This is a genomic window from Ruegeria sp. CDSB114, from assembly GCF_059611025.1.
Window position 1 is genome coordinate 45,371 of the sequence record NZ_JBXWOT010000011.1, and the last position, 14,081, is coordinate 59,451.

Consider the following 14,081-nt stretch of genomic DNA (forward strand, 5'->3'; position numbering starts at 1 on the left):
CAGCTTGAGGGAAACTCCGGCTGCTGTGCCTATGTCTTGTTTCCTGTCGCATCCGTTAACGTGGCCAGCGCGGAAACATGTCGCGGCAGGTCGCAGCGGGAATGCAGGATATCAACAATGATCACCGCGTCCGGCTGATCCAGGTAGACTAGGAAGTGCTCTCCCGCCCGTACATATCTGAGATCATCGGCCTCCTCTACCAATATAGAACAGCTGCGGCTGGCCGCCCTTCCCTCCGTGATGGCCTGACAGCGCGCTATCAGTTCTTGTTCATAAAGATCGGCTTGATGCGGTCCAAACTTGTCGATGGTCCATCGGGCAATTTCCACCAGGCTGGCTTCAGCACGGCGTGTCAGTCGAAAGAGTTTGGTCACGCTTTGGTTCGTGCCCTTACAAAGGCACGACGGATCGCATCTGGACCGCTGCCTTCTGCCAGATCTCCTGCCTGAGCCTGGGCCACACCCTCCCGCAGGCCTTGTCTGAGAGACACCAGGCCCGCTTCTTCCCGCTCCAGAAGACGAAGACCGGCGCGCAACGCTTCACTGGCGTTCTGATAGCGACCGGACGCAACCAGGTCCTGCACCAGTTGATCCTGCGTTTCTGTTAGTACGACATTGCGGGTTACCATGGCTTTAGCCTCCTGATTGGCAATATATGCCAACGAAGGTACTTGTTCAACAATTGAAGTTTCCACACCCGGTAGTTTAATCAAGCCGTTCTTATTGCCGGCCTGACAGAGCAAATAAGTGCTCACCGCCGTGGCAGGGTTAACCATCGCCCCTACGCTTTCGCAAATTCCAAACACAAGGCCGACCTCCTTGCCCCGAACACCGCCCATCCGATTACCCGTGATATTCTCGAACAGCAGATGGTCACCATTCAAGGTTCGTGCCGGGACAGCCGTGACCGGATCATCCTGTTACTGGGCTGACCTCGGGTAGATGGCAGCGTTCGGTGATCGGCGGGATCTTTTTTGGGGGATGTGTCGCTGAAGGAATTCAACGAGAATTACATAATTTAATTGTCGCTGCTGGTAGTTGAGACCACCCAAAAAGACAAGACTCCACGGTTGGTGCGCAAGGGCCGCGCAGCGAAGCCGTTGGTGCATTGGATCAAAGTGGGTCGGATCGAGGACAACCCCCTGTCTCACTCGGTCTCGAAATCTGGCTGGATGCGGAAACGCCGCCTCAACCTGGACGCCATCGCCCAGATCGTCAAACACCGACTGAAGGTGACAGGACTACGAAGGATTATACCTCACCGCATTGGCTGCGTTAGGGTTTCCTGACCCAAGCCGCGCTGGACGGCGCCCCTCCCTGGCAAGTCAGTGAACTTGCCGGCACCTATCAAGAATCCCCACCAATTCGGTTTTTGAGCGGCGTGAGGCTCAACACTCATTTGATTTAGTCATCTGCAACTTGAGCAAACTGAGCGCATTGCAGTATTTCTGACAGGATTTCGCTTGGCTATAAGGACAAAGTGGTCGACGTCAGGAAACCCTCTGAACTGGAACTTCGAAGCCAAACTTTTACTGCAACCATGCAACCTCCAAGCGCCTCTTAAGTACCCAATGGAGACGTGAGTTAACAGCTGTTAACTTCAGAACGCTTGTGCAGGCTTCGTAGCGACCCACAAGTTATTGATTTTTCTCTTGACATGAATCGGAATACGAGTGCCTAAATGTACTCAAGTTGCGCAACCAAACAAAAATGAGCAGGAAAACTGCAACTATGCTACAGACCACACCAATTGCTGCGACGACGCAGTCTCACGTTACACGTGAAATCTCTGATCGTCTACAAGTTGCACTGACGACCCACTTAACTCAGGCGTATTCTCCTGAACTGTCAAAGACCCTCAGACTCTTCAGCGCGACAGAGGTTGCCGACCTGTTTGGCACAACCGGACAGTTCTTGCGAAAGGGCCATGCTGAGGGCTCTCTTCCGGAGCCGGAAGTCAACAAGAACGGCCGTCGCTTTTACTCCGGAGCCGAAATCAAAGCGATGCGCCAGATCCTTGAAGGCAGTTCCAGAAAGCCCGGAAAATACCTTCCCGGCCGTCGCGATGCCGACCAGCTTCAGGTTATTCAACTCATGAACTTCAAGGGTGGCAGTGCAAAATCCACTTCAGCCATTCACGTTTGCCACTATCTTGCGCTTCAAGGTTATCGCGTTCTGGCTATCGACCTTGACCCACAAGGCAGCTTGACCGGATTCTGCGGAATTCAGCCAGAAATCGAGTTTGAGGGGAATTCGATCTATGATGCTCTGCGCTACGAGGACCCGGTCCCGATGTCCGAGTGCATCCGGACCACTTACTTCCCTGGCTTGGATCTTTCCCCCGCTCAGTTGATCCTGTCAGAGTTTGAAACGGAAACCGCTGTCTACGCCCGAAAAGGCGTTCCCTTCTATAATCGACTTGCCAGCGCAATCGAAGAAGTCGAAGCAAACTATGATGTAATCATTATCGATAGCCCTCCTTCATTGGGTTTCTTGACGCTAGCAGGATTGTTTGCGGCAACATCCGTGATCGTGCCGCTGACACCGAGCATGTTGGACGTGGCCTCCACGCAGCAGTTTCTTGAAATGACTTCGGCATACTTGGAAGAGTTTGAGAACTCCGGGATTCCGATTGTCCATGACAATTTCCGGTTCCTCATAACACGGGACGACCCCTCGGATACCCCATCACAGCAAATTGTAAGTCTGATGCGGGCGCTGTTTCAGGATCGGGTGATCGGAGCAACTGCGCTGCGAAGCACGGCGATTGCCGATGCCGCGATGCTGAAAATGACAATGTACGAAGTTGTTCGATCAGAAATGACACGGTCAACCTATGACCGCGCCCGATCAAGCATGGATGCCGTTGGGCACGAAGTCTCAAACATGATTCAAACCGCGTGGGGCCGTTGAAATGGCACTTAAACAAAACAAAACCAGCATGGCTGCAGCGATTGCGGCGGCAGCCGGAAACCCGCCCATTCCGCCTACGAAAACCGAGCGTGCCAATGCCGCGCTTCCACGAGGCACCATAGCTTCCGTCCGTGTTGGCGCCGGCGGAATCCAAGAAATCGATACCTCGCTCATATTGCCTTGGGGTCCAAAGGACAGGCTTGGAGTGGAGTTAACACCGGTTAACTCAAAAGCCGAGCCGAACGTCGATGCAGCTGTTCTAGAACTAGCCAAAAGCATCAATGAAGCAGGCGGCCAACAGGTTCCGGTCCTCTTGCGCCCTTCCGAAGAGGTAGATGGTCACTTCGAGGTTATTTACGGCCGCCGTCGCATCCTGGCCTGTCAGCATCTAAACCAGCCTGTACGCGCGCTGGTACGGGCTCTCGATGACAAAGAGGCGCTTCAGGCGAAAGGTCTGGAGAACTCTTCCCGTGTTGATCTCAGTTATTATGAGAGGGCTCGGTTCGCCCGCGAAATTCTCAACCAGGGATATGACCGTTCGGAAGCGATCACAGCACTTGCGATATCCAAGAATACACTGTCGCAATTGGAACGGATCACCAACGACATTCCTGACGATCTCGGGGATATGATTGGGCCAGCGCCAAAGTCTGGCCGCCCGAAATGGACTGCTCTCGCTGAAGCATTGCGAAAGAAGGCAATAACAACGGTTAGTGCAAAGAAAATTCTGGAAAAGCTCAACGCATCTGATTCCGACGATCGATTGAACGGGCTCTTAGGTAGCTTGACCCCTAAGAAAGAAGCACAAGAAGTCCGACCGGCACCAGACGTTGTCATCAAGACCAGCAATTCCACAGTGAACATGACGATCAAAAGATCAGGGGAGAATGAAGCCTATGCGCGTTGGCTTGAGGAAAACCTTGGTCAATTTATTCAGGAATCCTACGAGCGTTTCAAAGAAGGCGCCGGGGAAAAAGCGAGTTAACAACTGTTAACTCTACATGAGGCAACGAGCAAAAGGAGGAAGCAAAAAGAAACCCCCGAAACCTAAGGCTCCGAGGGCTGAAAACCAACTAGTGGTTATAGATTTGACACCTAAACCCTAACAGCCCGCGAATCACGAAACAACAAAAAACGCCTCTGGGTGAACAGGTTTTCTTTGTCTGCTGACAAAAACTAATGAAAACACTACAAACATTGGCTCCAAATGGAGCAACCTTGTCGAGCGCGACAGGGCAGGGGACCTATACGCCCAAGAAATGGATTCTTCTTCGAGCAGTTGAAGAGGCGAGGGAGCCGCTTGGGCTGAAATCCACTTCTCTCAACGTCCTAAGAGCAATGATTTCCTTTTTGCGAGGGGATCAGATTTCAGTCGATCAGGATGATGAGCATATCTGCTTCGCATCCAATGCCGCGATTGCCAAACGAGCCCATGTCAGCGTTCAGACTGTAGAACGTCATATCTCGACTCTGGCCAAGCTTGGGATTGTCCGACGCGTAATGAGCTCAAATGGTAAACGTTGGGCACGCCGAGACCGACAGGGCAGGGTGGTCACAGCGACCGGTCTTTCCCTGATACCATTGTCTGAAAGGCATGCTGAGTTCCTCCAGGAAGCCCAGAAGCATGCTGACCGCGTTCTCGAATTCACGGTACTCCGCGATAAGGTATCGGCCGCTCTGACTCGTCTGAAAGAGCTTGTAGCAGACGATGGCTCTATCACAGGTTTGATGGCCACTGTGCGCAATGCGCTGCGCCGCAAGCCGGATGCGCGTGTCCTCCGGAAACTTCTGGCTGAAATCTCTGTGGAAATCTCAGAGATAACACCGGCTCATACCGAAAAAATGAGGGCCAATGACCATGAATTTGAGGGGCACAAAGAGGACTCTTTGAATCCAGTAGTTAAGAAAGAAAAACACTCTCAGGTTCAAGTTTCTCCAGATCAAATGGAGCGCAGCTTTCCACGTTTGTGTTCAGAACTTCGCTTTGCCCGGGATCAGTCACATTGTGACCGGCTTATGGACGATATCGCCGAGTACCTACGACTTGGTCAGACCTGGTATGCTATGAAATCGACATATGGCCCAGCTCTCCGGTTCATGGTGCTCGGATATATTTTTCAACGAGCTGAGAACATAAAATCTCACCAAGCCTATTTGATCTCACTAATCTCGAAAATCGATCGGGGAGATATGCAACCAACCGCATTGTTGACGCATAGTTCAAAAATCCGCGGAAGTGCAGGCCATACCCATGATATCTCATCTCGCCCATGAGCTCAGAGCAATAGGTGCAGTACATGCCATCGGTCTATTGTGAATTGAATGCCGATGTATTACATTGTACTACAATACGGAAACAGGTGATTGCGATGAGTACCAGCCCATATTCAATCCGTCTCGACGAAGACCTGAGAAAGACCCTGGAACGGGAAGCTGCGATCGAAGATCGACCGCCTGCACAACTCGCCGTACGGGCAATTAGAATGATGTTGGAATCCAAAGCCGCTAAACGTGCAGCCATTGATGCGGCTGTTGTAAAAGCAGACCAAGGCAAGTTCATCACGGCAGACGAAATGAATGCCTGGATAGACAGCTGGGATACCGAGAATGAACTTTCGGCTCCGGCAGCAAGCGGGCAATCCAATAGCCAATGAAGATTGTATTTCTCGAAGATATGGCCCGGGACATTCAGTGGTTCCGTTACTACTTCACGTCAGTTTTTCCTGAAGGCAGCGAAAGGGCACGAGCTCAGCTCAAAGCCATTCAGCTTACTCTTGCAGCCAACCCTTATGCAGGTCACCCAAGTGACACACGCCGAGACATACGGGAGCTTTCAGTGCCGCGAACCCCATTCACGCTGATCTATCGTGTAATGCCCACCCAGATAGAAATTCTGCGTCTATGGGATACCCGGCAGGGCGCGGATTACTGAAACCAGGGTTTGAATACTGGTGGCGCCAGGCGGGCAGGGTGGGGGCAAGCAACCGAACTTATTCTGCTATTCAATCTCCAGCTTCTGGACAAAAGGGCGGAGAGCGGTCGTTCGCTGCATGCGCGCAGTAGCCCGCGTGCGAGCCTAAGACCCGACATCCAGAACATGACCTCTTCAATAGGCATGTCATGGTGTCGCAGTGTTAGGTCATCAACTTTCCTACTATACGAAGTTGTTGAGACTTCTCGCTGCTTTAGTCCATCTTTAGTGATGGACACTGAGGTTGACCTCGCCTTATGGTTGACCGAAAAATCTGTATTTTCTGGATTCTACAACGAATGATAAATTTCCCTGTTCTTAACGAACTTAAGATTGATGGGTTTGGGCTCTATCCCGGAGCTGACGGACAATCAAAAATACGAATTGATCTTAAGCCTGGTCTGACACTCGTTGTTGGGGCAAATGGGCTTGGCAAAACCACATTAGTCACCATTGTCTATCGACTACTGACGGGTCCGTTTGACATTCCCGCGCTGTCGTCGTTGAAAGATTTGGGTAACGCAAAGCTCCAAGCTACACAAATTTCGGCCACGAAAAAGCGGGTATTTGCTACAAGGGTTCTGGACGGAGCGAAAGAAGCGACCGCCACTCTAGTGCTGAAGCTAGGCAACGACACGTTGGAAATAGAGAGATCTCTTCGCGATCTCAGTCTCGTTCGATTCACAATCAACCATGCAGACATTGGTGCTGATGAAGGTGTTTTTCAGAAATGCATCTTAGAACGCGTGGGGGTTTGGGCGTTTGGAGACTGGATACTTTTGTTGCGTCACATCGTGTTCTATTTCGAAGACCGTAGGGCACTCGTTTGGGATGTATCAGCACAAAGGCAGATGCTTCGATTACTGTTTCTGTCACAAGAAAACTCACAGATCTGGAGCGAGAAGGAGCGTGAAATCCTCAAAACGGATTCGCGAATGAGAAATTTGCGTTTCGCTTTGAATCGAGAGGAACTGGCACTTTCAAATGTGGAGACGAAGACAACTGGCGCGGCAGCAGCTGTCGAAGAATTGAAGACTTTGGAGGTTCTCCAGAAGGGAGATGTCTCGAAGCGAGATGCATTCAACGACGAAATTTCGGAACTGGATGCAGTCCGAAAGCGCGCGTCTCTGCGTTTGCTAACATCTCGCCAAGAGCGCGAGAACAAATATCGAGCTTACGAAAACGCTAAGCTAAAGGCCGTGGAATCTAGATTCCCCAACAATTCGGACTCTGCACGATACATTTATGAGCATCTTTTTGCGGAGGAGGATTGCCTAGTTTGCGGCAACCATGCAGCGGTCGCTTCTAAAGAACTTAAGGAGCGAATTGCCTCTACAGATTGTATAGTATGTGGCACAGATTTAAGTGGCCAAACCACGGAGATCCTATCAACAGAGCTTGCTGACAAACGCTTAGCAAAAGCACTTTCAGAGCTTGAAGACATTGAACCAGAACTACAACAGGCAATCGAAGAAGATGCCCAAGCTGAGAAAGACTTTCAGGTATTGGTAACTAACCTGAGAGAAATTGACGCAACTATCTCCAGCCGTTCATCCAAAATGGACGCGCTAATAAGATCCCTCCCGCCAGCAGAAGCCGATCTTCACACTCAGCGGCAGGAACTTGCATCGATGCGAGGGCGGCTCGAAGGGCTCATCGTTGAACTAGGTGAAATGAGATCAAGTTTTGCACAGTTTGTGTCAGCAGAAAACAGAAAGCTTGCCAAGGCTGCAGAGAGGATTGGAGAGCAATTTCAAGAATACGCTCAAGGGTTCTTACTCGAGAAAATTCGACTGGTTTGGTCACCTCAGAGTTATCAGCTCGGTGAGTCGGGTGACCCAATTGAATTTCCTGCTTTTGAATTGGACATGTCAGGCGCCAGCTTCGCTACTTCCGTCAGGCGGTCAGGGCCAGAACAAGTCTCAGAAAGTCAACGCGAATTCATTGATTTGGCGTTCCGGATGGCATTGATTCACGTCTCAGGTGAAAAAGGTCCCGCTTCGTTGGTAATTGATGCGCCCGAATCCTCGCTTGACGCTGTCTTTGTATCCCGAGCTGCAACTGTGTTGGCACAATTTTCAAACGCGGTTCCCGAAAACCGGTTGCTAATCACATCTAACTTAGTTGAAGGAGACCTTTTGCCCAGTTTGTTAGTAAAGGCTGGCGACCGTCAGACGCCAATCCAGAGGCTGTTCAGCTTGTTTGAAGTTGCTGAACCGACTGCTGCTGTCAGGGATCTAGGTGCTGACTACGAGAAATTACTAATTGCGTTGAAACAACGAACCACAGAAATGGTATCGGCTGAGGCGTGAGTTAATGGCGGAGCTGGAAACCTCGTATATGCAGTCGCTCAAACGCAGAGTAAGAATTGTTACTTTGTTAGAGGCATCTGAAAATGCGGGATTGGTGCCATTGCCCATACTTCGGCTACATGCGTTCGCCTATTTGACAAACGTATTGTCTCCCGTTTGGAAAATGCCAGTGATGAATGGGAAAATCCTTAAACGTCAAGGGGGGCCATTCTATCCTGAACTTCAATACGATCTCGATAGGTTAGTGGGTTTGGGGATGGTCAAAATGTCCAGCGTTGGACATGTTCAGGATGAGAACGGATTCTGGCGCCTTGACGGTATGTATCGACTTAATCGGAAGGTTTCAGATCGGGTGATTGCCTGCTTATCCGCTTTTCCGGACGAAAAAGCGTTTGGTGATTTTGTTCAAGAATTGGCATACGCACTGTCCTCACTTTCGGAAGAAGATCTAGATACTGCGTTCAAAGAAGACGCTACCTATTCAGATCCGATTACCTCGGCAGACAACGTTGTAGATTTTAGCGAGCGTAGCAGAAACTTCTCTGTAAATGCAGCCGAGCATTTTGACGTACTACAAGCGGACAGGGCTATCAGCCCAGGAGAAAAGTTGCATTTATACGTGGCACACCTTCATAGGAGACTACACCTTGCAGGGTGATAATGACACCTACCTCGGTGCTTGGAACGGCGATGATTTTAAATCGACGTTGTCAATGTCTGAAGGCATCGGCTTGGATACCGGCCTTCCTGATATTGTTCGTTTTAGAAGCAATATGATGAAACTTGTTGCGACGCTATTTCCCGACACTGAGATTCAGCGAAGTGAAGATCTGCCGGCGGTGTTCATATTTAGTCCAACCCCACCCGAAGATGCCGCGTTCCACAATCCAAAACGCGAGCCGATGCTTAACAACGGAGTTGTTCCGCTTTTTGGCCGAGTCTGGTTTGTGGGACCGACAGCGAACAGTGGTAAATTCGTCGAATATGCCGAAATGACGGACGATGCGCTTTTTAACTTCGTAGAAAATCAATTGGGGGCAGGAAAATTCCCAGCAGTTCTGTATGACCCACGAACAAACAACGGTCATGTAAGGTTTTATCCAAACGGACTCGCGTGCGTTGAAGACTGCGATATTGTAGACCTCGCTTGTCCGGCAATTTCTGTGGAGAGCATAAGGACTGAGATTGAAAGGCTTTATGAAGCTTGCCTTAAGACGCCAGCGGTACAAGGGAAAGAAGAAAAACTTTGGCAAAACAAAGATAAACACTGGCCAATCCAGAATGCGGAAGACCGGATTCAAACGTACTTGAGGACGCACTTAAACGGTGCGTTCCCGACATGTGATATTTACTACGAATGTCCTACAGGCCCTGAGGGACGTTTCGACGTTCAAGTCGTCGAATCTAGCCGCGCCGATAAAACTATTAAGATGCAGCACTGTATTTTGGAACTGAAAGTGCTGCGAAGCTTTGGCTCAACCGGTAATTCCTATTCAGACAAGTCTAACAGGGAGTGGGTTGAATCTGGTGTGTATCAAGCCGCAGCTTATCGAGACAGCAAACGTGCAAATTCCAAATGGGGTGCTCTGGTATGCTTCGATATGCGAACAACAGATGAAGGTGATACGGCCTGCTTTTCTCATGTCACGTCAGTCGCTAGTTCCCTGGGAGTTAATCTGATGCGCTGGTTTCTTTATGCTGACACGAAGACACTTCAGAAAACTCAAACATTGCAACACTCTCGCACTGGCTAGTCGAGAATGACCAAAGTCTCGTGTAGTTCTTTAGACCCACCTTGCTGCGCGGAGACCCGCATCGAGCGAAAAGGCTCAATACTGTTCACTGACCATCCCTGCGATCGGGCAAGTTCTGCCAATATCGTTGCGGTTGGAACATGAACTCCACTGTATTTGCTATCACCTACGACCATCCAACATTGTCCTCTGCTGGCCAAACCCCGCTGGACTCTCTCTAGGATCAGCATCATGTCATTGAAGTAGGCGCCAACCATACTTGGAATTCGCCTGTCCCACAGAAGATCGGAATTTTCAGTGAGAGCATTAATACAATGGTCGAGTGTTTCCGAGCCGTCTGGTTTCGCGGCAAAGTCGCGCGAAACTTGAACGTGGGAAGAAAGTGTGGCAACTCGTAAGTCTTTATTCTGATCGAAATTTCTTAGGTAACCCAGTACCCAAAGCTCGATATTGTACACGTCCGTGTAGTCAAACGAGTTTGGATACGGTGGAGAAAACACTGAGAGATCCCAATGCTCACAACTAAACTCTACATTCCGGCTGTCGCCACGAATGAGATTGTAACTCTTGCTTGCACGTTCTGAAAAACGGTTAATTTCGCCGATTGCACGTCGCGCTCTTTCGAAGAATCTGAGTTCGACATCCCGCCGACTAACGATATTGCTTTGCCAGTTTCGACGATAGCGGCGCCCCTTCCCACTTACTCTTGCATTACTAATTTCGACAAGCATCCCCCCTAGTAAGATCCGAAACAGCCGTTTGTTCGAGAGGTTTGAGAGATGAGAGATCGCCTCTAGGATCGTTGCTATCGCTTCGGCGCAACTCGCGCTAAAAAGCCATCGACCATTCTTTCCTGGTTCAACAAAAGTAGGCGGAAGGTGATCCAAATATCCCGCCGCAACCAGTTTATGATCCTTAGTACAGAATTGTGCGATGTGGCCAATATCTTCTGCCAACGAGCCGCAATCGTAGTCTTCGAGCTTTGCTTCAATCAAATCTGCTAAGAACGGGTTAACTTCAATCGTGACAGGGGAAACACCTAAGAATTGGCACGCAAGGGCGGTGGTTCCAGACCCCCCGAAGGGATCGAAACAGGATTTGACTGGGATTGGCGAAGTGTCGATCGCTCTAGCGATCAGCTCCGGTGCGAAAGCTTCCTTAAAGTTCTTCCAACTCTGAAAAGGTAACGCATCCGATCCTGAATTAGTGCCCAGCGTATCTACCGTACGGTTTCGTGTCCAATCTGCAAAACCTACTGTCATCGTTCTTCTGCCTGTAAATGCTGATGCTTTGGCCGATGCATATCCTAGTTAATACACCATTCAATCTTAACTTTACTATTTTTGATGCTGCGTTGCTTCATGTCGACAGTCTCTAAATATCCGGACACCAACTAGAAGCATGAAAACACAGCAAATACAGAAGATTAGGTGGCTCGACGAGCATCCACAATGCGAAGCAAGTGACTAGCCAACGTCACGATTTCAATAGCCTCTAGCGGGTCATTCATCGGAACTCGACGGTGCGAATGTGGGTTTTTATAAGATCCAATTGCACCAGCAAAAAGATGGGCCAAGGCTTCTCTCTCTGGCTCTGTTTGCTGTGGATCTCGGAGAGGCCCATTGTCTTTATGAAACGCTCGCCTGATCATCGGAACGCCGTGTTCGTGTTCAGGTAGGTTTGCAGCCTCCCGGACTGCGATTTCAACTGCTCTCATAGATTCAAAAACAGCTTGTGCAAAGTTTCCTCGAACAAATGCTAGCCAAGCACCTTCTGCAATTGCCTCGTGCAATAGGTCTCTGTTCAAACGGCGCGAAAGCTCAAATGCCTTGAAATCGTTGGTACTTTCGAATCTCCGAGCCCTCCGGCTCAGCATCAAGCCACCAGCTTCTTGATCAGCCGGAAAAGGCACAAGAAGACCCTGAGATTTTAGCCAAGATATTGCCTCTGTGTAGGCGAACGCGATCTCCACCCTGTGTTCTCTTGGGTAGCCATTGCCACCTTCCTCAGGAGTCGGCTCCGTCATGATTTCCGCAACCATAGATGATGGCAGTAGTTGATCAGGTTGCTTCTCGAAGCGTTGCCTGAGAAGAAATAGCACTTCCCCTGCAAGTTCTTCTGGTTCTAGTTCCAGCAATGCTTCGTATTGAGGTATGGCTGTGTGAAGTTCTTTCATAAGAGCCTCATATTCCAATGTAAGAACGGGTCCAAGTGGATTCAGTTGTGGGTGAACGGCAAAAATGACGGGTTGAACAATAGCATCAGAAACTGGAGTTTTGCGCTGGTTTCAACGCATATTTTGACAATATTTTAGACGATTCTCGCCTGGTCGGTGACCATTAAAATAGCTGATATCCTCGTCGCGCAAAGCAATGAAGCGATCCTTACATTAGCCAATCCACGCGCCGCTAGGACAGAATGAATTGCGGTAGGCAACTGGCTTGGTCCCACCAGAAGATGACAAATTTACATCAACTGCAGAAACCGAAATTGAAAACCTTTGCCAAGCGCCATACGCAGGCCAATCGATCACAACTCTGCCAATACTTAAACATGGTGGCTCGAGAGTTCGGGCTTGCATACTGGAACACAACCGCGACCGCCTGGCAGGTCAAAATGGCTACCCAGGAACGGCAAGTTGACCAAGTCAGATATCTTTATCTTGAGCACTTCTTTTTTTTGGGAATTCTCAGATGAAGCTGAGGCGAGGGTTAAACGTCGTTACCGAACCGCCCATGAAGGCAGCGCGACTTGGCACCTCAGATTTTGACCGCTTCGAGCAGAGCCGCGGGGCGGTTCAGCTCTCTATTCGCGGCCCCAACACCCGCACTGGTAATTCCCGATCCGCAGGTTGGCCCCTTTTATGCCCGCGGACCCTCACCACTTTCCCATTTGAATAGCGCCTTTCGTGCTCGGCGACCCAGTGTTCCACCGGCGTCGCGCGCGCAGAAGCTTGCGCCTGTTCGAACTGTCGCCGTGCCTCGCGCTCAGTCAGGTGCCGTTCGCCAGCAGGCCCGATCTGAATCGTGACGTGCGACCGGAGCGTCTCGGTCATCCAGGTTTTGCCGAATTTTCGTGCCGCCTTCGCCTGCCCGGTCGAGAGACTTGGAGCTTCCCGCGATATTAGATCGTCCTCACGCGCAGCCAGAGCCGCAAAAAGCATGAAACCAATCACCATCTCGTAGGTTAGATGACCTTTGTGCGTTTCTACGTGGTCCTTCAGTTCGTGCTGCTGGTCGCCAGAACCGAGTTGCGCACGTGACATTATGACATTGTTTTGCAGTTGCCAGTTCGCGCTGTCGAATTCGGGGCGGCCACCTTGCGATTTGTTCAGAACCAGAGTGAGGGGCGAGTCCAAGAAAATGCGATCAGTCATGGCAGAGAGTAGCCGTACGGTCATCGTGTCCGCAGACCGATTGTCAAATAAGAACCCTTGTTGATGCCTGTTGCTGAGCTCCTTCTCGCTCATGGTTGTCAGGCCTCGCGCAATACGGTCCTCCCAGAGTTTTCGGCTGTCATATTCGACCCAAACCAAGTCCTGCGGGAAATCAACTTCGCGGACATAACCTTGGATGTGGGCTTCCGGCAGATCCTCCCATGGCATACCTTGGACGTCCATTCGCAGACTATCGAGGTAATTCGCGGCGCGATGGTCGAGCAGGTAAATCCGGGCCGCGGCGAGATCCTGGAGGATACCCTGCCGTTGCGCGCGGGTTTCCTTTGTTGGACCCATGCGAGCTACGAGATCGTTTTCATCACTGGGCTGGCCGGTTTCGAGATAGCGCCCATACTGCAAGGCGATTGTCTTGTAGAGGATCATCGTATGGCCACAGAATAGAAACTGGCCAGAGATTGTCGTCTCATGCGCGACCTCTCCTTTAATGAATTAATGTGGCGCTAGTAAGCAATCGCTCTCTGTTTTCTATAGTCTACAGCCCGGAGAGGATTAAGGTCTAACGTCGATGGAGCAGACCGATTGCCGCAAGGACGACCAACGTCGGCTTTGGGGAAGCTGCAATGCGGCATCACTCACTCCGACGAATGTCTCTTATGGGCCGGGTCTTCACATCATCAACGCCTTGCTGACCTACAATCGCTTATCATCCGATGAAATTAAAGTGATCCCCGTGCC

The 14,081-nt window shown here is 50.5% G+C and carries 13 protein-coding genes; 8 read left to right on the plus strand and 5 right to left on the minus strand.

All coding sequences use genetic code 11. The features are described 5' to 3' along the window. Positions 1–29 precede the first annotated feature (29 nt). Together AC2FIP_RS18025 and AC2FIP_RS18030 are read right to left on the minus strand one after the other, a co-directional pair. Positions 30–374: a type II toxin-antitoxin system RelE/ParE family toxin gene (locus tag AC2FIP_RS18025; RefSeq protein WP_496787551.1), complete on the minus strand. Its 345-nt coding sequence runs from the start codon at positions 372–374 to the stop codon at positions 30–32. Continuing rightward, positions 371–628, minus strand: a complete 258-nt coding sequence (locus AC2FIP_RS18030; protein ID WP_496787636.1) for a type II toxin-antitoxin system ParD family antitoxin — start codon at positions 626–628, stop codon at positions 371–373. Before AC2FIP_RS18030 ends, AC2FIP_RS18025 begins: the two co-directional genes overlap by 4 nt. 1,102 nt (positions 629–1,730) lie before the next feature. Here AC2FIP_RS18030 and repA point away from each other — a divergent pair. The 8 genes from repA (at position 1,731) to AC2FIP_RS18070 (ending at position 9,949) form a co-directional block, all read left to right on the plus strand. Further along, on the plus strand, positions 1,731–2,912 hold the full coding sequence (gene repA, locus AC2FIP_RS18035) for a plasmid partitioning protein RepA (protein ID WP_496787553.1): 1,182 nt from the start codon (positions 1,731–1,733) through the stop codon (positions 2,910–2,912). Between the two features lies 1 nt (position 2,913). Then, positions 2,914–3,897 carry a plasmid partitioning protein RepB gene (gene repB / locus AC2FIP_RS18040; protein ID WP_496704135.1) on the plus strand — a complete coding sequence of 328 codons (984 nt, stop codon included), beginning with the start codon at positions 2,914–2,916 and terminating at the stop codon, positions 3,895–3,897. A 194-nt stretch (positions 3,898–4,091) separates the two neighbouring features. Beyond that, complete coding sequence (locus AC2FIP_RS18045; protein ID WP_496787555.1) at positions 4,092–5,186, plus strand: helix-turn-helix domain-containing protein; 1,095 nt, start codon at positions 4,092–4,094, stop codon at positions 5,184–5,186. 23 nt (positions 5,187–5,209) lie between these two features. After that, complete coding sequence (locus AC2FIP_RS18050) at positions 5,210–5,566, plus strand: CopG family ribbon-helix-helix protein (RefSeq protein ID WP_496704133.1); 357 nt, start codon at positions 5,210–5,212, stop codon at positions 5,564–5,566. Then, on the plus strand, positions 5,563–5,844 hold the full coding sequence (locus tag AC2FIP_RS18055; RefSeq protein WP_496704132.1) for a type II toxin-antitoxin system RelE/ParE family toxin: 282 nt from the start codon (positions 5,563–5,565) through the stop codon (positions 5,842–5,844). The genes AC2FIP_RS18050 and AC2FIP_RS18055 overlap by 4 nt, the downstream gene beginning before the upstream one ends. A gap of 338 nt (positions 5,845–6,182) precedes the next feature. Further along, positions 6,183–8,195: a hypothetical protein gene (locus AC2FIP_RS18060; RefSeq protein WP_496787557.1), complete on the plus strand. Its 2,013-nt coding sequence runs from the start codon at positions 6,183–6,185 to the stop codon at positions 8,193–8,195. Between the two features lie 4 nt (positions 8,196–8,199). Continuing rightward, entirely contained in the window at positions 8,200–8,853 is a 654-nt protein-coding gene (locus AC2FIP_RS18065) for a hypothetical protein (protein WP_496787558.1), read from the plus strand. After that, positions 8,843–9,949 carry a hypothetical protein gene (locus AC2FIP_RS18070; protein WP_496787560.1) on the plus strand — a complete coding sequence of 369 codons (1,107 nt, stop codon included), beginning with the start codon at positions 8,843–8,845 and terminating at the stop codon, positions 9,947–9,949. The genes AC2FIP_RS18065 and AC2FIP_RS18070 overlap by 11 nt, the downstream gene beginning before the upstream one ends. Here the strand turns inward: AC2FIP_RS18070 and AC2FIP_RS18075 are convergent. The 3 genes from AC2FIP_RS18075 to AC2FIP_RS18085 form a co-directional block, all read right to left on the minus strand. Beyond that, positions 9,946–11,211 carry a DNA methyltransferase gene (locus AC2FIP_RS18075; RefSeq protein WP_496787561.1) on the minus strand — a complete coding sequence of 422 codons (1,266 nt, stop codon included), beginning with the start codon at positions 11,209–11,211 and terminating at the stop codon, positions 9,946–9,948. The genes AC2FIP_RS18070 and AC2FIP_RS18075 overlap by 4 nt on opposite strands. 164 nt (positions 11,212–11,375) lie before the next feature. Further along, on the minus strand, positions 11,376–12,125 hold the full coding sequence (locus tag AC2FIP_RS18080; RefSeq protein WP_496787563.1) for a TIGR02391 family protein: 750 nt from the start codon (positions 12,123–12,125) through the stop codon (positions 11,376–11,378). A gap of 621 nt (positions 12,126–12,746) precedes the next feature. Continuing rightward, positions 12,747–13,769 carry a hypothetical protein gene (locus AC2FIP_RS18085; protein WP_496787565.1) on the minus strand — a complete coding sequence of 341 codons (1,023 nt, stop codon included), beginning with the start codon at positions 13,767–13,769 and terminating at the stop codon, positions 12,747–12,749. Between the last annotated feature and the right edge of the window lie 312 nt (positions 13,770–14,081).